The organism is Neorhizobium sp. T25_27, assembly GCF_002968565.1.
In the GTDB taxonomy this organism is placed as follows: Bacteria; Pseudomonadota; Alphaproteobacteria; order Rhizobiales; family Rhizobiaceae; genus Neorhizobium; species Neorhizobium tomejilense.
The window spans coordinates 780,325-796,305 of the sequence record NZ_PVBJ01000001.1 but is presented as its reverse complement, the minus strand read 5'-3'; the positions used below and the strand labels follow the sequence as shown (position 1 = coordinate 796,305).

Below are 15,981 nucleotides of genomic sequence, written 5' to 3'. Positions count from 1 at the left end.
CTCAGTGCTGCCGCTCGACCAGCTTCCCCAGCTGCTCGATCACCGTGCCCCAGCCGTCGAAAAAGCCCAGCTCGTCATGCATCTTGCGGTCCTCCGGGCTCTTGTGCATGACATGCGCCAGATATTCTGTGCCCTGCGGATGATCCTTGAAGGTGATGATCGCCGTCATGAACGGCTGTTCGGCCGGCCGCCAGCCGCCGGTCAGCGCATTGGTGAAGACGATCCTCTCTTGGTCGTCGGCTGCCAGAAAGCAGGCACTGAGATGCGGACCGAATTCACCGCCGTTCTCGCTCATCTGCGTTTCGAAGGCCCCGCCCGGGCGAATGTCCATCGCCGCGACCCTGCAGAGCGCCGGCGCCGGGATCCACCACTGCTCGAAACTCGCCTTGTCTGTCCAGGCATTCCACACGGCCGAGCGCGGCGCCTTGATCAACCGCGAAATGGTGAGGTCGAGATCCGGATTGAACGTCTGCGTCATCTGTCTGTCTCCCGTTTCTGTTCGTGCCGAAGGAATTCCTGTTTCGCCAGAACCAATTGCTCCAGCCTGTCGGTACGGACTTCCCAGATCGCCCGCTGTTCGGAAAGCCAGTTCTCCAGCATCGCGAACCGTGCCCGCTCCAGCGTGCATGTCCGCACCCGGCCCTGTTTCTGCGTCCGGATCAGGCCGCTCTCCTCCAGGAAACGCACATGTTTCATGAACGAGGGCAGCGCCATGTCGAATGGTTCCGCGAGATCGCTGATGCTGGCCGATCCATGACCGAGCCGCCCCAGAACCGCCCGCCGGGTCGGATCTGCAAGCGCCTGGAACAGGCCGTCGAGTTCGCTTGAATAGTTTTCCATAAGGCTAAGTATCAAATCGAAATACTTAGCTCAATAGCTAAGCGTATTTTTCTCAAAAAATCTTCGACACCGACGGAATAAATACGCCGCTCCCGGTGTCTTGACTTCGGTGGCCGACGTGAGGCCGCCATCAACCAGGGAGACGATCCATGAAGACCTTCATTCTCGTGCCTTTCGCGCTCGCAGCGCTGACCTCGGTGGCCCTTGCCGCCGGCCCGTTCAAGACCGTCAAAACCTCGACCAAGGGCGAAGTCCTCATCGGCGAAAAGGGCATGACGCTCTACACCTTCAAGAACGACAAGCCAGGTACTTCCAACTGCTACGACAAGTGCGCCACCAACTGGCCGCCGGTCATGGCCGCTTCCGATGCGAAGGCCGATGGTGCATACTCCATCGTGACCCGCAAGGACGGGGCCAAGCAGTGGGCGAAGGACGGCATGCCGCTCTATTACTGGGTCAAGGACACCAAGGAAGGCGACACCACCGGTGACGGCGTGAACGGCGTTTGGGATGTCGCAAAGCCCTGATCAATCAACTTCCGGAACGGCGCGTGAGGCACAGGCTCCCGCGCCGCTTTCCTTCGAGGCGCAGATCCTCGCCCTCCTGCCCTCGCTCAGGCGCTATTCGCGCAGCCTGACGCGCTCGGACACGGAGAGCGAGGACCTGTTGCAGGATTGCGTCGAAAAGGCGCTGGTCAGCCGTGGCCAATGGCGCGGCGCGAACTTCAAATCCTGGGCCTACAGGATCATGACCAATCTTCACCTCAACGCGCGGCGGTCAATCGCGCGACGCCCGTCCGTCGGCATAGAGGAGGCGGAGAGCTTGGCTGCAAGCACGGGTGCCGACGATCCCTTGGAAAAGAACCGGCTCGTGCAGGCGCTGGAAACGCTGCCGAAGGAGGCACGCGCAGTGCTGATGCTGGTCGTCGTCGAAGGTTACGCCTATCAGGAAGTCGCCGAGATGCTGGAGATTCCGGTCGGCACGGTGATGTCGCGCCTGTCTCGGGCGCGCCAGGCCTTGCGGGAAAAGATGCGGGAGGAAAACGTCATACCATTGCGGAGACCACGATGACCGAAGCCAGATCCGTAACCGAAGCGGAACTGCACGCCTATGCCGACGGCGTCCTAAACGAGGCCGACCGCGCTCGCGTGCAAGATTTTCTGGCCGAGAACCCCGACGCCGCACAGATGGTCGCTGACTGGCAGGAGCAGAACGACGAGCTGCGCGCCGCCTTCGCCGGTCATGAAAAATCGAAACCCACCGATATCCAGCTTCTCACGGGCGGTCTGGTGCGCACCAATACCCGGCCGTCCCGCCGTTTCGCGCTGGCAGCCGCCGCGGTCGTAGTCTTCGCAGCAGGCGCACTCGGAGGCCATTATGGCCCGCTGCTGTTCGAACGCCCGGATATCCAGCTTGCCGCTACCGAAGTCCTGCCGCGGGAAGCCCGCAACGCCTTCCTCGTTTATGCAAGCGAAGTGCGCCATCCGGTCGAAGTCTTCGCCAACGAGGAGACGCATCTCGCCAACTGGCTTGGCAAGCGACTGTCGATCGCCAATCTCAAGGTTCCGAACCTGCAGGGACAAGGTTTCAAGCTGGTCGGCGGCCGCCTCCTGCCGGTCGGCGGCAGGCCCGGCGCGCTGTTCATGTACGAGGACCAGACGGGCCAGCGGCTGACCGTGCTCGTCGGCCGCAACAAGGAAAACCGCACGACCAGTTTTCGGTTCGCCTCCGCCAGCACCGTCGAGACCTTCTACTGGATCGACGGCGAGCTCGGATACGCAGTCACCGGCGAAATCTCCCGCGACCTGCTACGCCGGGTCGCCGAGGAATGTTACCGGCAGTTTCCGAGTTGATCTTCAGCGCAGCGGATCGTTGGCAAGCTCGATCGGCCGACCATGCGGCGTCGCCTCGGCCGCCCGCTGCCAGCTCTGTTGAAGCTTGAGGATCGTCTCGCCGTCGGCAATACCCTTGCCGACCAGCAGGCCGGAGAGAGTCGCCACCCAGCAGTCGAAATAATCGCTGCCGTCATCCGCTCTGCCAGACCTGTGGACCTCGCCTGAAAGCGCTTCGGCCCATTCGCCCCAGCTGAACAGGCCGCGCTCGTGCAGATGCACGGTCATCGCGAAGGCTTCCGCCGCCCAGGGCTCCGGAAACACCGGATCACCCTCCGGTGACTTCGGCAATCCGGGCGACTGCACCAATGCCGAGGGGATCTCACATGCGCTCAAGATAGCTCTCCCAGGCATCGATCGAGACCGTCAGCGTCGGGTCGGCGCCCTCGCCCCAGATTTCCGGCCCGTCGAACACGACCGTATAGACCCATTGCGGGTTCTCGCCCTTGCCATGCGCATTGTCGTCGGGAAACACAAAGGAGCCCTGCACGGCCTCGACGACACCGGTCTTGGCGCGGGCGTAACGCGGCAGCCGCGTATGTGTCTCCGGATTGAAATTGCGGGTCCGCACCCGGTCGCCCGGCTGGAACTGCGGTTCCGTCTCGATTGGCCGGTCGCACGGTCCGCCCTTGGCAAGCGCGCCCGCCACCATCTCCGCCTTCAGGATGCGTTTTGGCGTCGCCGGCTCCATCTGCTTGCGGCCCGCATCGATTTCCGCCCGCGCCGCAAAACCATGGCGTTCGAGCAGCACTTCCAGCGCCCGGATCCAGATCTCGTAATAGCTCGCGCCCAGATACGCCGCCGGCGGAATATTTTCGCGCGCATGCCGGCTTTCGTCGATCGTCCAGCCACCGAGAGCGCCGCCGGACAGCGTCAGCCCCAGCGCCCGCTTCTCCCACTCGGCATGAAAATACGGCTCGTCCTTTTCCGGCGCCACCGGCCCGAAGCCCATCTGGCCGCCGAGATCATGAGGCCCGTTCATGGCCGCGACCCCGCAATCGCCGTGCCGATCATCGCGTCGCGGCTGACGAGGTCGGCGAGAGCCTCCTCGCCGAGGCCTGTTGTGCCTTCCGGTCGTTCGGGGATGACCAGATACCGCAGTTCGGCGGTCGAATCCCAGACACGGATCTTCTTGGTCTCGGGCAGGACCAGGCCGAACTCGGCAAGCACGCCGCGCGGATCGATGACGGCGCGCGAGCGGTAGGCCGGCGCCTTGTACCAGACCGGCGGCAGCCCGAGTACCGCCCACGGGTAACAGGAGCACAGCGTGCAGACGACGAGGTTGTGCGTCTCCGGCGTGTTGAACACCGCCCGCATATGCTCGCCCTGCCGGCCGGTAAACCCAAGGCTTGCAATCGCTGCGGTCGCATCGGTTCTCAGCCATTCGGCGAAATCCGGATCGCTCCAGGCCTTGGCGACCACGCGGGCGCCGTTGCGCGGGCCGATCTTCGTCTCATAAGTGTCGACGATCGCATCGATCGCCTTCGGATCGATCAGCCCCTTTTCGGTCAACACCGTTTCAAGCGCTTTTACGCGCGCCTGCATGTCGCTGTAGCGGTTGTCGTGATCGTGGTCATGGCCGTGCTGGTGGTCATGCCCGTGGTCGTGATGGTGATCGTGGTGATGATCTGTAGACATGCTTGTCTCCCTCATTTCAACATCGGCCAGAGGCTTGCGACAAGCAAGAGCGCCATGGTGATGTTGAACCATTTCAGCCGCGCCGGCACCGACAGCCATTCGCGCAACGCCGAGCCGAAGCCGGCCCAGGTCGAAACGCTCGGCACGTTGACCGCGGCGAACGCCAGCCCCACGAGCATCACGGTCGGTAGATAATATTCCGGGTTCGTATAGGTCGCCATGGCGGTGACCGCCATGACCCAAGCCTTCGGATTGACCCATTGGAAGGCCGCCGCGCCAATAAAAGTCATCGGCTGCGCACCGGTCTTGCCGTCCGACAGGCTGCGCGACGTGCCGATCTTCCAGGCGACCCAGAGCAGATAGGCGCCGCCGGCGAATTTCAGGGCCGTATAGACGACCGGCACCGAATGCAGCAGTGCGCCGAGGCCGAGACCGACCGCGATCAGCAGCGACAGAAAGCCGGCACCGATGCCGAGCATATGGGGAATCGTCCGCGCAAAGCCGAAGTTCACGCCCGACGCGAACAGCATCATGTTGTTCGGCCCCGGCGTGATCGAGGTGGTGAAGGCGAACAGGACGAGGGCTAGAAAGGTTTCCAGCGACATATTTTCTCCTAACGCCAATCCGCCCCGGTTGTCTCGACCATCTCGTTTCGCGGATGGCCCGCCTCCCGGTGATAGGATCGTTGGAGAAGATCTTCAAGCGGAACTTGGCAGCTTCAATCGAAGCCATATCTGAGTAGGATATACGTCTCCAGAAGCGACAGACCGAGGTCCCAGATGCCCGACATTCCGACAGTCACCCTGCCCTCCGGCATTTCGGTTCCGGCTCTCGGCCTCGGCACCTGGCAGATGGGCGAGGACAGCCGCAAGGCCGCGCTGGAGATCGAGAGCCTGAAGCGCGGCCTCGACCTCGGCCTGACGCTGATCGACACGGCGGAGATGTATGGCGAGGGTGGCGCCGAAAAAATCACCGCCCAAGCGATCGCGGGCCGGCGGGACCACGTGTTTCTGGTCAGCAAGGTCTATCCCTGGAATGCCAGCCGAAAGGGTGTCGTCGAGGCCTGCGAACGCAGCCTCGACCGGCTGAAGACCGACCGCCTCGACCTCTATCTCCTGCATTGGCGCGGCGAACATCCGCTGGCCGAAACCGTCGCCGGCTTCGAGGAGCTGCGCCGGGCCGGCAAGATCGGCGCCTGGGGCGTCTCCAATTTCGATCTCGACGACATGCAGGAATTGATGGAAGTGCCGGGTGGCGGAAACTGCGCCGCCAACCAGGTCCTCTACAATCTCTCCCGTCGCGGCATCGAATACGATCTTCTGCCCTGGTGCCAGGAGCGCGGCATCCCAGTCATGGCCTATTCACCGATAGAACAGGGCCGGCTTGCCAGAAACGGCGAACTGATCCGCATCGCCAAGGCTTATCAGGCGACGCCGGCGCAGGTGGCGCTTGCCTTCCTGCTGGAACGCGACGGCGTCATAGCCATCCCTAAATCCGCCAATCCGGACCGCGTCGCGGAAAACGCCGAGGCAGTCGACTTGGAACTGAGCGAGGCGGACTGGATCGCCCTCGACGCCGCCTTCCCGCCGCCGTCGCGCAAGGCGCCATTGGAGATGATCTAGCGAGATCGAGCGTCCGACGCTCCGCTACCAGCGTGTCGATCGCCCGCCAGACATCGATCTCCGCCAGACCCGTTACATCCCCTGCGGGCCGCGGTTCATCGCCGCGATCCCTGTGCGGCAGACTTCCACCAGGCCGAGCGGCTTCATGATCGCCACGAACTGGTCGATCTTCGAGGATTTCCCGGTGATCTCCAGGATGAAATGCTCGACCGTCGCATCGACGACCTTGGCATGGAAGGCATCGGCGAGCCGCAGCGTCTCGGCGCGGCGGTCGCCCTGGCCGACGACCTTGACCAGCGCCACCTCACGCTCGATCGGCCGTTCCTGGCCAAGCGCATGGGCGCGAACCGTCAGGTCGACGACCCGGTGCACCGGCACGATGCGTTCGAGCTGCGCCTTGATCTGTTCGAGCACTGTCGGCGTGCCGCGCGTGACGATGGTAATGCGGGATAGGTGAGCTTCGTGTTCCGTTTCCGAAACCGTCAGGCTCTCGATATTGTAGCCGCGGCCGGAAAACAGGCCGATCACCCGTGCGAGCACGCCCGGTTCGTTGGCGACGAGAACCGAAAGCGTGTGGCTTTCGGCTTTCGCCGTCTCAGGCGCGATGAAATAGGCGGATCCGGTCGGTTGCTGATGCGCATTCATGGTCTTGGGTCCATTTCCTCAGAATTTTGTTGAAGGATGTGCCGCCCGTCTCAGACGAGCTGGCGACCCTTGGCATCGATGGCATTGGCAACCGCTTCGTCGGTGGCTTCGTCCGGCAGCAGCATCTCGTTATGTGCCTTGCCCGAAGGGATCATCGGGAAGCAGTTGGCGAGATTGGCGACGCGGCAATCGAAGATCACCGGCTTCTTGACCGCGATCATCTCCTCGATCTTGTCGTCGAGCTCCTTCGGATCGTCGCAGTAGATGCCGACGGCGCCATAGGCTTCCGCAAGCTTGACGAAGTCCGGCATCGCCTCCGTATAGGAATTCGACAGGCGGTTGCCGTGCAGCAGCTGCTGCCACTGGCGGACCATGCCCATATACTGGTTGTTCAGGATGAAGATCTTGACCGGCAGGTTATGCTGGATGGCGCAGGACATTTCCTGGATGCACATCTGGATCGAGGCGTCACCGGCGACGTCGATGACGAGGGCGTCCGGATGCGCCACCTGAACGCCGATCGCCGCCGGCAGGCCGTAGCCCATGGTGCCGAGGCCGCCGGAAGTCATCCAGCGGTTGGGCTCCTCGAATTCGAGGAACTGCGCCGCCCACATCTGGTGCTGGCCAACTTCCGTCGTGATATAGGTGTCATGCCCCCTGGTCGCCTCGAAGAGGCGCTGCAGCGCATATTGCGGCATGATGACGTCGTTGGAATGCTTGTAGGAGAAACTCTTGCGAGCCCGCCAGCGGTTGATCTGGCTCCACCATTCCTCGGTCTGCGCCTTGGCCGGTTTTTTCGGCAACGCACGCCACAGGCGGACCATGTCTTCGAGGACGCTGCCGACATCGCCGAGGATCGGGATGTCGACATGCACGTTCTTGTTGATCGAGGACGGGTCGATATCGATATGGACCTTGCGTGAATTCGGTGAGAACGCGTTGAGGCGGCCCGTAATGCGGTCGTCGAAACGGGCGCCGATGCAGACCATGACGTCGCAGTCGTGCATCGCCATGTTCGCCTCGTAGGAACCGTGCATGCCGAGCATGCCGAGCCAGTTCTTGCCCGACGCCGGATAGGTGCCGAGCCCCATCAGGGTCGAGGTGATCGGGAAATCGCTGAGCTCGACCAGCTCGCGCAGCAGGCGCGAGGCGTGCGGGCCGGAATTGACGACGCCGCCGCCGGTGTAGAGGATCGGCCGGCGCGCCGAGGCCATCAGCTCGATGGCCGCCTGAATGGCGTTGATGTCGCCCTGGGTGCGCGGCTGATAGCTGGTGTTCTGGGCGATCTCCGGCTTCGGCGTATAGGTTCCGGTCGCGAACTGGATGTCCTTCGGGATGTCGACGACGACCGGACCCGGCCGCCCGGTCTGGGCGATGCGGAAGGCCTCGTGGATGATGCCGGCCAGTTCGTTGACGTCCTTGACCAGCCAGTTGTGCTTGGTGCAGGGCCGGGTAATGCCGACGGTGTCGCATTCCTGGAAGGCGTCCGAGCCGATCAGCGTCGTCGGGACCTGGCCCGACAGGCAGACCAGCGGCACCGAATCCATCAGCGCATCCTGCAGTGGGGTGACGGCATTGGTGGCGCCTGGACCGGAGGTCACCAGCATGACCCCGACCTTGCCGGTGGAGCGGGCATAACCTTCGGCCGCATGGCCGGCGCCCTGCTCGTGGCGGACCAGAATGTGCTGAATGTCGTCCTGCTGGAAGATCTCGTCATAGATCGGCAGGACGGCGCCGCCCGGATATCCGAAGATATGCTCGACACCATTGTCCTTCAGAGCCTTCAGGACGATCTCCGCGCCAGTCATCCGGTTATCTGGCGTCTGATTATCTGGCATCTGGTTGCCCGACCCCTGGTTGTTCGTATCCGTCATTGTCTTGGTCCATTCGCTGCTGGATTTTTACCGGCGGCTCCTCCGAGCCGGATTGAAGGCATAAAAAAAGGCCCCTTGGAGGAGCCTGTCTTTCCGCGCATGGGTGGCTGTCGCCGGACGGTTACACCGTCCTGCCCATGCGCGTTCCCACCACAATAAGAGCGATCGAAATCTTCATGGCGCGAAGTGTTAGCCAGATAAATGTCGTTCGTCAACGTGGGCCTGCACCAAAAATCCTCATCGGCCTGATTTTGCTGCTCCGTTTCCGCGCATTCGGCCGCGCGCTTTCCTACACGGGTTGTTAAGGCCGGCACAATATAGTCCTCCTGTTTGGAGGGTAGCGACCCGACGGACGAACCGTGACCCGTTCCGCCACCCCCAATGATAGGGGCCAGAGTTTGTTGAACAACGATCTGCAACGTTCCGCATCTGCAGGGGAGCAGGATCGTCGCGACATCCAGAAGCCGGGCAACCGCATGCTTGGCCGCGTCGTCGCCTGCACCGGCTCGCACGCCACCATTTCCGCCGTTGCCGAACACGGCGAGACCGATCTTACCGAACTGTGGTCCGTCGGCCGGCTGATCTCCATCAGCGTCGGCGAAAACCGTGTCGTGGCGCTTGCCTACGCAATGCAGACCGGCGGCAAGGAATGGAGCGAAAACGGCAACACCGGCTTTCACATCGAGGCTGAACTGCTCGGCGAGGTGCGCAAGGGGCTCAATGGTCGTGACGAGTTCACCGGTGGCATTTCCTGTTATCCCTATCTCGGCGCCGTCGCGCACCGGATTCGTGCCGCCGACCTTTCCCGCATTTATGATACCGGCAAGAACGAAACCTGCGTGGTCGGCAAGCTGACGCAGGACGACACGATCGACGCGACGATCCATATCCCGTCGATGCTGTCGAAACATTTCGCCATCGTCGGCTCGACCGGCGTCGGCAAATCGACCGCCGTCTCCCTGCTCCTCCACAAGGCGATCGAGACCGACCCGAAGCTGCGCGTCCTCATTCTCGATCCGCACAACGAATTTGCCGCAGCCTTCCCCGAGCACGCGGTCGTCATCGATACCGAGACGCTCGACCTGCCCTTCTGGCTGATGCGGCTCGAAGAGTTTTCAGAAGTGGTTTTCCGCGGCCGCCCGGCCGTGGCGGAAGAACTCGACATCCTGCGCGACCTGATCCCGGAGGCGAAACGCGCCTTCCGCGGCAACGAAACCTCGCTGATGCGCCGCTCGACGGAAAAAAGCTCGGTCACCGCCGATACGCCGGTCCCCTACCGCATGGCGGACCTGCTGGCGCTGATCGACGAACGTATCGGCCGCCTGGAAGGCCGCGGCGAAAAACCCTTCCTGCGGTCGCTCAAGATGCGCATCCTGTCGGCGATCAACGACCCGCGCTACCATTTCATGTTCTCCAACAATACGATCAACGACACGATCATGGAGACGATCGCCTATATCTTCCGCATTCCCGGCGACGACCGGCCGATCTCGACCTTCCAGCTCGCCGGCATTCCCTCTGAAGTCGTCAATTCCATCGCCTCGGTCCTCTGCCGCATGGCCTTCGAACTGGCGCTCTGGAGCAATGGCGCCATCCACATGCTCGTCGTCTGCGAGGAAGCACACCGCTACGTGCCGGCCGACCGCGAGCTCGGTTTCTTCCCGACAAGGCAGGCCATCTCGCGGATCGCCAAGGAGGGCCGCAAATACGGCGTCTCGCTCGGCGTCATCACCCAACGCCCCGGCGAACTCGACCAGACGATCCTGTCGCAGTGTTCGACCGTGTTCGCGATGCGGCTGTCAAACGACCGCGACCAGGAAATCATCAAGTCGGCGATCCCGAATTCGTCGATCTCGACGACCAGCTTTCTGTCGTCGATCGGCAATGGTGAGGCGATCGCCTTCGGCGAGGCGATTTCCGTGCCGATGCGCATGCGGTTTGCCCGCGTCGAGGAAAAATACCTGCCCAAGGCCAATGGCGTCGCTGACAAGGGCACGGAGGATACGCCGGATACGGTCGACCTGCGCACCGTGATCGCCCGTATGCGCGCCGTCAGCGGCCCCGATATTTCCGCCTTCCAGCAAAGCTACTCGACGGCGACGGCGCCTTTCGCGGAAGGCGCTTCCGGGGCCGACGAGGATACGGACGATGATTTCCCGCCGGCAGGCGATGCCGAACTCGATCGCTGGAACCGGGAGATCCCCTCGACCGGCCATGTGACGATCAATCCGACACCGCCCATGGCGACCAACCCGCAGCTGGAACCCTACCGGCCGGAAATGCTGCCGCGCGCGGCAGCACCGGAACAACCCTTAGCGCCCCGCCCCGACCGTTTCGCAGAACTGCGCCGCGACCGTCCGCCTGAGCCGCCGCCCTACCAGCCCGCGCCTCCGACATTCCAGCGTCCGCCGGCGTCCGAAGGAGCCCCACGCCCGAACCCGCTGCTCCGGCGCGAAGGATCGCTGCGCGAAAGCCTGCTGAAGAAACCGCTGAGCAGCCTTTACGACAAGGATTGAGCCGGCCTCAGGCCAGACGTTCCCAACTCTCGTCCATCTGGTTGCGAAACCAGGTCATCTGCCGCTTGGCATATTGGCGGGTCAATGCCGATCCGCGTTCGACAACCTCTTCCCGGCTCATGCGGCCTTCCAGCATCTCGGCGACCTGCACAACGCCGATCGCCTTCATGACAGGCAGGTCGGGTGCAGGATCGAGCGCCAGCAGCGCCCTCACCTCATCCACGGCCCCGGTCTCCAGCATCGTCTCGAAACGGCGGTCGATCCGTTCGTGCAGGAGTTTTCTGTCCGGCAGGACGACAAGCTTCTTCGCCCTCGAAGGATCGATCACCATCGGCCCCTGCCTGCCCTGAAACTCGGCGATGGAGCGACCGGTCTCGGCCAGAACCTCCAGCGCTCTGACGATCCGCTGCCCGTCCTTCGGCTCCAGGCTCGCCGCCACCGCCGCATCGCGTGCCGAAAGCTCCGCATGCAGCGCCTCCGGTCCTTCCTCCTTGAGACGCAGGCGCACCTCGCAACGAATATCCTGCGAGATCTCCGGCATATCGGACAGGCCGCCGGTCAGCGCCTTGAAATAAAGCCCGGTGCCGCCGACGAAGACCGGCAGCCGGCCCTTGCGCGCCAGTTCCGGCAGGATCGCTATCACGTCGCGTAGCCACTCGCCGGTGGAATAGGGGCGCCTCGCCGGCACATGCCCGTAGAGCAGGTGCGGCACGCCCTCCATCTCGTCCTCGGCCGGCCGCGCCGTCAGGACCCGCAGCGTGTCGTAGACCTGCATGCTGTCGGCATTGATCACCACGCCGTTTTTCTCGCGCGCCAGGCGCAATGCAAGCGCCGACTTGCCGCTGGCCGTCGGCCCGGTTATCAGGATCGCATCAAAATTGTCGATAAGGTCGCTCATATGGCTTTCGTTGCCACGCTCATCGCCCATCCGTCAAACCCCGTTCTCACGCAACAGCTCGGAGAACAAGCGGCGGAGGCAGTGAAAGCCTCCGGCCTCTACTGGCTGGCGGATGGTATCGCCTGCGATATCGCCTTGCGCGACGGCTGCGATATCGAGGCGGCCGAGGCCGATCTGAGGGTTGTCATCAGCAGCGTCCCGATCGATCTCGTCATTCAGGATGCGGACACGCGGCGCAAGAAATTCCTGATCGCCGACATGGATTCGACCATGATCGGCCAGGAGTGCATTGACGAGCTTGCCGATGTCGTGGGGCTGAAGGACAAGGTCGCGACGATCACGGCCCGCGCCATGAACGGCGAGATCGCCTTCGAACCCGCGCTTCGCGAGCGCGTCGCGCTTCTGAAAGGCCTGCCGATCACGGTCGTCGACGACGTCATCGCCAAGCGCATTACGCTGACGTCAGGTGGGCCGGAACTGATCGCCACCATGAAGGCCAAAGGCCACTACGCCGCGCTCGTGTCGGGTGGCTTTACCGTCTTCACCACCCGCATCGCCGCGACCCTCGGCTTCGACGAGAACCGCGCCAACATCCTCCTCGAAAACGATGGCTTCCTCACCGGCGAGGTCGCCGAACCCATCCTCGGCAAACAGGCCAAGGTGGACGCGCTCCTTGCCATCGCGGAAAAGCTCGGCATCTCCCCGGAAGACACGATCGCCGTCGGCGACGGCGCCAACGATCTCGGCATGCTCGACATCGCCGGTTCCGGCGTCGCGCTGCACGCCAAGCCCACCGTTGCCGCCCAGGCCAAGATGCGCATCGACCACGGCGATCTGACCGCCCTCCTCTATATCCAGGGTTATCGCAAGACGGATTTTATCCTCAGTTGAACACAACCTACGCGATTGACGAAGTACAACTCGCATCGCGTCATACGCATTGAAGATCATTGCAAAAATGGTATATTCAATGCATTGGAAAATGGAATTTCTGAACGATCGCGTCAGGATCGAGCTGGAGGCGTTTCCCACCGATATTGTTGCCAGTTTCCTCCGCATCGTAAAGCTGATCGAGCTGGAAGGACCCGCCAAGGTGCGCGAGCCTATGTGAAGCACCTTGAGGGACCGATCTGGGAAATGCGGATGCGCGGCCGCGACGGAATAGCCCGGGCAGCTTATGTAACGGCTTCAGGCCAGCGGATCGTGGTCTTGCACGTCTTCCAGAAGAAGACGCAGAAAACGCCCAGGCGCGAAATCGAGATTGCGCTGAGACGGGCAAAGGATGTGAGATGAACAAGAAGAGCCTTCTGGTAAGCGAGGCAGCGAAGGAATGGTTCAAGGACCCCGAATTCGTCGCGGCCTATGATGCCCTCGAAGAGGAATTTGCCCTCGCGGAGGCCCTCATCAAGGCACGCGCCCAGGCCTCCATGACTCAGGAAGACGTCGCCAAGGCCATGGGCACGACTCAGGCCGCCATCGCCCGGCTGGAGAGTGGTCGTTCCATGCCTTCGACCCGCACCCTGCAACGGTTCGCCGATGCGACCGGCACGAAACTCCGCATCAGCTTCCAGAAGCCGAAATCCTCTTCCAGAGCATCATAGAGCAGGTTGACCGTGCATCGTCCCATGATCATCCTCGAAACCGAACGCCTGCGCCTCAGGAGCTGGATCGACAGCGACCGCGACCTCTTTCGCGAGATCAATTCCGATCCGAAGGTGATGGAATTTTTCCCGTTCCGCCGCACCCACGAGGAGGCCGACACCTTCCTCGCAAAACTCAACGATGCGATCACCGAAACCGGGCTCGGCTTTTACGCGCTGGAACTGAAGGAAACCCAGGAGCCCATGGGTTTCTGCGGCCTGTCGCTCGCCAACATGCCGGATATCTTTCCGGTCGAGACGGTGGAGATCGGCTGGCGGCTGGCGACCCGGTTCTGGGGCAACGGTTATGTCACGGAAGCAGCCCGCGCGCTGCTCGACTTCGCCTTCAGCGAAAAGCACCTCGATGCCGTCGTCTCCTTCGCAGTCGGCGAAAACAGGCGATCGACCGCCGTCATGAAGCGGCTCGGCCTGCACCGCATCACGGGCATGGATTTCGACCATCCGCGGGTGCCGGATACGCATCCGCATCTGAAACCGCATGTGGTCTATGCGATCACCCGCGATGAGTGGCAGCGCCAGAGGGCGGCCGCAGGGCGCGCCCGCTAACCGCCCTGCCCTTGAGCTTACTCCAGCGGCAGCGCCACGAAGCGCAGGTTTCCGGAAGGATCCGAGACCATCACATGCGCATTGCGCCGGCCCTCGGACTTCAGGACCGAGATCCGCTTGACAACGTCGGCCGGGCTTTCGACGAAATCCTGCGCCACCTCGACCACGACCTCGCCGACCTTCAACCCCTTCTGGGCTGCTGGCGAATTCGGCGCGACGGCGGTGATCAGTACCCCCTCGACGCTTTCGACAATGCTGAAACTCTTGCGGCGGTCTTCGTCGAGCACGGCGAGCGTCATGCCGAAGGCTGCGGCCGGGTCCTGGCTGAGTTCGCCCTTCTGGTCTCCGGGCGTTTTGTTGTCCGGCGTCTTATTCTCGCCCTGGCCTTCCGGCAGGGCCGGCTGGTCGTCTTCCTCCTCCGGATCGGCGCTATCCTCCAGGCGGCCGAGCGTCACCTTGACGGTCTGCTGCTTGCCGTCGCGCAGGATCACCACGTCGACTTCCTTGTTGACCGGGCTTTCCGCAACGATGCGCGGCAGGTCGCGCATCTCGTTGACGGACTGGCCGTCGAAGGTGAGGACCACGTCGCCGGCCTTGATCTCGCCGTTCTTGATCGGCCCGCCGTTGACGACGCCGGATACCAGCGCGCCGCGCGCCCTGTCGAGGCCGAGGCTTGCCGCCACGTCGTCGGTGACCGGCTGGATGCGCACGCCGAGCCAGCCGCGGCGCGTCTCGCCGAATTCGGTCAGCTGGTGCACGACATTCTCGGCGAGCTCAGTCGGCACGGCGAAACCGATGCCGATCGAACCGCCAGACGGCGAAATGATCGCGGTATTGATGCCGATCACCTCGCCGCGCATGTTGAACAGCGGGCCGCCGGAATTGCCCTTGTTGATCGCCGCATCCGTCTGGATGAAGTTGTCATAGGGACCGGCATTGATGTTGCGGCCGCGGGCCGAAATGATGCCCAGTGTCACGGATCCGCCGAGGCCGAAGGGGTTGCCGATCGCCATCACCCAGTCGCCGATCCGCATGCGGCGGGAATCGCCGAAGCGCACGGCCTTGAGCGGCGCCTTGGGCTCGACCTTCAGGACCGACAGGTCCGTCTTGGTGTCGGTGCCGACCAGCTTGGCCTTGAGCTTCGAGCCGTTCGGGAAAATCACCTCAATGTCGTCGGCGCCTTCGATGACGTGGTTGTTGGTGACCACGTAGCCGGAGGGATCGATCACGAAGCCGGAGCCGAGCGAAGAAACCTTCTGGTTGCCGTTCTGGTTGCCCTGGCCATCGAAGAAGTCCTCGAAAAACTCCTGGAACGGTGAGCCTTCCTGAATCTGGGGCTGCGGGCCGGCGCCCTGGTCCTTGACGCTCTGGGACGTGGAGATGTTGACGACGGCATCGAGCAGGCCCTCGGCGAGATCGGCGATCGAGCCCGGGCCGCCGCCTGCCATCGGCCCGGGAGCCGGGGGCGGATTGATGGTCGGAGACGGGGTCGGCGGAGCCGGCAGCATGACGCCCGGAGAACCGGCCGGCGGATTGGCGTTCTGCCCCGGGGCGGCAGGGACCGGGGTCTGGGCAATCGCCTGCAAGGGTGCCGCCAGCAGGGCAAAAGTTGCCGCAAGCGTGACGGTGCGCTTGAAGGTCGATCGAACCGAATGGGCCATCTGGCGTCCTCGCTGTTGGATTTTCCGCATCACCCCGGAAGAGCGGTCTCCACCCGGGCAGGCTATAGGAACCTTTGAATCGGGCGGAGTTTCGGCAGAGCATAAGGCGGAATGACGACTGTGGAAATTACCTTTTCGTGAGGACTGCGCCCTCTACCCGTCACGCCTGTGGATGGTCTTGTCATGAA

General features: G+C 63.0%; 20 protein-coding genes. 10 read left to right on the top strand and 10 right to left on the bottom strand.

The features are described 5' to 3' along the window. Nucleotide 1 precedes the first annotated feature (1 nt). Together C5J24_RS03960 and C5J24_RS03955 are read right to left on the bottom strand one after the other, a co-directional pair. Nucleotides 2–478, bottom strand: coding sequence for an SRPBCC family protein (locus tag C5J24_RS03960; RefSeq protein WP_105415753.1), 477 nt, complete (start codon nt 476–478; stop codon nt 2–4). Beyond that, the gene (locus tag C5J24_RS03955; RefSeq protein WP_105415751.1) at nt 475–840 is read right to left on the bottom strand and encodes a helix-turn-helix transcriptional regulator; all 366 of its coding nucleotides are present in this window, start codon (nt 838–840) and stop codon (nt 475–477) included. The genes C5J24_RS03960 and C5J24_RS03955 overlap by 4 nt, the downstream gene beginning before the upstream one ends. Nucleotides 841–989: 149 nt before the next feature. Between C5J24_RS03955 and C5J24_RS03950 the strand changes: the two genes are divergently transcribed. The 3 genes from C5J24_RS03950 to C5J24_RS03940 are packed head-to-tail and all read left to right on the top strand — an operon-like array spanning nt 990 to nt 2,693. After that, nucleotides 990–1,367: a hypothetical protein gene (locus C5J24_RS03950; RefSeq protein ID WP_105415749.1), complete on the top strand. Its 378-nt coding sequence runs from the start codon at nt 990–992 to the stop codon at nt 1,365–1,367. Further along, nucleotides 1,351–1,911, top strand: a complete 561-nt coding sequence (locus C5J24_RS03945) for an RNA polymerase sigma factor (RefSeq protein ID WP_105415747.1) — start codon at nt 1,351–1,353, stop codon at nt 1,909–1,911. Before C5J24_RS03950 ends, C5J24_RS03945 begins: the two co-directional genes overlap by 17 nt. Then, on the top strand, nt 1,908–2,693 hold the full coding sequence (locus C5J24_RS03940; RefSeq protein WP_105415745.1) for an anti-sigma factor: 786 nt from the start codon (nt 1,908–1,910) through the stop codon (nt 2,691–2,693). Before C5J24_RS03945 ends, C5J24_RS03940 begins: the two co-directional genes overlap by 4 nt. A gap of 3 nt (nt 2,694–2,696) precedes the next feature. Here C5J24_RS03940 and C5J24_RS03935 read toward each other — a convergent pair whose 3' ends face one another. From C5J24_RS03935 to C5J24_RS03920, 4 genes are read right to left on the bottom strand one after another with little or no spacing between them, the layout of a single operon-like run. Beyond that, on the bottom strand, nt 2,697–3,068 hold the full coding sequence (locus C5J24_RS03935; protein ID WP_105415743.1) for a nitrile hydratase accessory protein: 372 nt from the start codon (nt 3,066–3,068) through the stop codon (nt 2,697–2,699). Continuing rightward, nucleotides 3,055–3,714: a nitrile hydratase subunit beta gene (gene nthB / locus C5J24_RS03930; RefSeq protein ID WP_105415741.1), complete on the bottom strand. Its 660-nt coding sequence runs from the start codon at nt 3,712–3,714 to the stop codon at nt 3,055–3,057. The genes C5J24_RS03935 and nthB overlap by 14 nt, the downstream gene beginning before the upstream one ends. After that, nucleotides 3,711–4,370, bottom strand: coding sequence for a nitrile hydratase subunit alpha (nthA, locus tag C5J24_RS03925; protein WP_105415739.1), 660 nt, complete (start codon nt 4,368–4,370; stop codon nt 3,711–3,713). Before nthA ends, nthB begins: the two co-directional genes overlap by 4 nt. 11 nt (nt 4,371–4,381) lie before the next feature. Then, entirely contained in the window at nt 4,382–4,975 is a 594-nt protein-coding gene (locus C5J24_RS03920) for a LysE family translocator (RefSeq protein ID WP_105415737.1), read from the bottom strand. 174 nt (nt 4,976–5,149) lie between these two features. On the opposite strand from C5J24_RS03920, the gene C5J24_RS03915 reads away from it, so the two are divergent. Continuing rightward, the gene (locus C5J24_RS03915; RefSeq protein ID WP_105415735.1) at nt 5,150–5,992 is read left to right on the top strand and encodes an aldo/keto reductase; all 843 of its coding nucleotides are present in this window, start codon (nt 5,150–5,152) and stop codon (nt 5,990–5,992) included. A 72-nt stretch (nt 5,993–6,064) separates the two neighbouring features. On the opposite strand, the gene ilvN is transcribed toward C5J24_RS03915, so the two are convergent. Both ilvN and C5J24_RS03905 read right to left on the bottom strand, forming a co-directional pair. Further along, nucleotides 6,065–6,637: an acetolactate synthase small subunit gene (gene ilvN, locus C5J24_RS03910; RefSeq protein ID WP_024164177.1), complete on the bottom strand. Its 573-nt coding sequence runs from the start codon at nt 6,635–6,637 to the stop codon at nt 6,065–6,067. 50 nt (nt 6,638–6,687) lie between these two features. Continuing rightward, nucleotides 6,688–8,475, bottom strand: coding sequence for an acetolactate synthase 3 large subunit (locus C5J24_RS03905; RefSeq protein WP_256427129.1), 1,788 nt, complete (start codon nt 8,473–8,475; stop codon nt 6,688–6,690). Between the two features lie 434 nt (nt 8,476–8,909). Here C5J24_RS03905 and C5J24_RS03900 point away from each other — a divergent pair, with 434 nt between their 5' ends. Beyond that, nucleotides 8,910–11,027, top strand: a complete 2,118-nt coding sequence (locus tag C5J24_RS03900) for an ATP-binding protein (protein ID WP_105415731.1) — start codon at nt 8,910–8,912, stop codon at nt 11,025–11,027. A 7-nt stretch (nt 11,028–11,034) separates the two neighbouring features. On the opposite strand, the gene miaA is transcribed toward C5J24_RS03900, so the two are convergent. Next, nucleotides 11,035–11,925 (bottom strand): tRNA (adenosine(37)-N6)-dimethylallyltransferase MiaA, encoded by an 891-nt coding sequence (gene miaA, locus C5J24_RS03895; RefSeq protein ID WP_105416625.1) that lies wholly within the window; start codon nt 11,923–11,925, stop codon nt 11,035–11,037. Here miaA and serB point away from each other — a divergent pair, their 5' ends adjacent. The 5 genes from serB (at nt 11,926) to C5J24_RS03875 (ending at nt 14,132) form a co-directional block, all read left to right on the top strand. Further along, nucleotides 11,926–12,816, top strand: a complete 891-nt coding sequence (serB, locus tag C5J24_RS03890; protein WP_105415728.1) for a phosphoserine phosphatase SerB — start codon at nt 11,926–11,928, stop codon at nt 12,814–12,816. A gap of 91 nt (nt 12,817–12,907) precedes the next feature. Further along, nucleotides 12,908–13,036, top strand: coding sequence for a type II toxin-antitoxin system RelE/ParE family toxin (locus C5J24_RS32255; protein WP_245437411.1), 129 nt, complete (start codon nt 12,908–12,910; stop codon nt 13,034–13,036). Nucleotides 13,037–13,062: 26 nt separating this feature from the next. Next, nucleotides 13,063–13,218 (top strand): type II toxin-antitoxin system RelE/ParE family toxin, encoded by a 156-nt coding sequence (locus C5J24_RS32250; protein WP_371673828.1) that lies wholly within the window; start codon nt 13,063–13,065, stop codon nt 13,216–13,218. Then, a complete protein-coding gene (locus C5J24_RS03880; protein WP_105415726.1) occupies nt 13,215–13,526 on the top strand; it encodes a helix-turn-helix domain-containing protein in 312 nt (103 codons plus the stop codon). Before C5J24_RS32250 ends, C5J24_RS03880 begins: the two co-directional genes overlap by 4 nt. Before the next feature lie 24 nt (nt 13,527–13,550). Continuing rightward, nucleotides 13,551–14,132 carry a GNAT family N-acetyltransferase gene (locus tag C5J24_RS03875; RefSeq protein ID WP_105415724.1) on the top strand — a complete coding sequence of 194 codons (582 nt, stop codon included), beginning with the start codon at nt 13,551–13,553 and terminating at the stop codon, nt 14,130–14,132. 17 nt (nt 14,133–14,149) lie between these two features. Here C5J24_RS03875 and C5J24_RS03870 read toward each other — a convergent pair whose 3' ends face one another. Continuing rightward, nucleotides 14,150–15,793 carry a Do family serine endopeptidase gene (locus tag C5J24_RS03870; RefSeq protein WP_105415722.1) on the bottom strand — a complete coding sequence of 548 codons (1,644 nt, stop codon included), beginning with the start codon at nt 15,791–15,793 and terminating at the stop codon, nt 14,150–14,152. Nucleotides 15,794–15,981 lie beyond the last annotated feature (188 nt).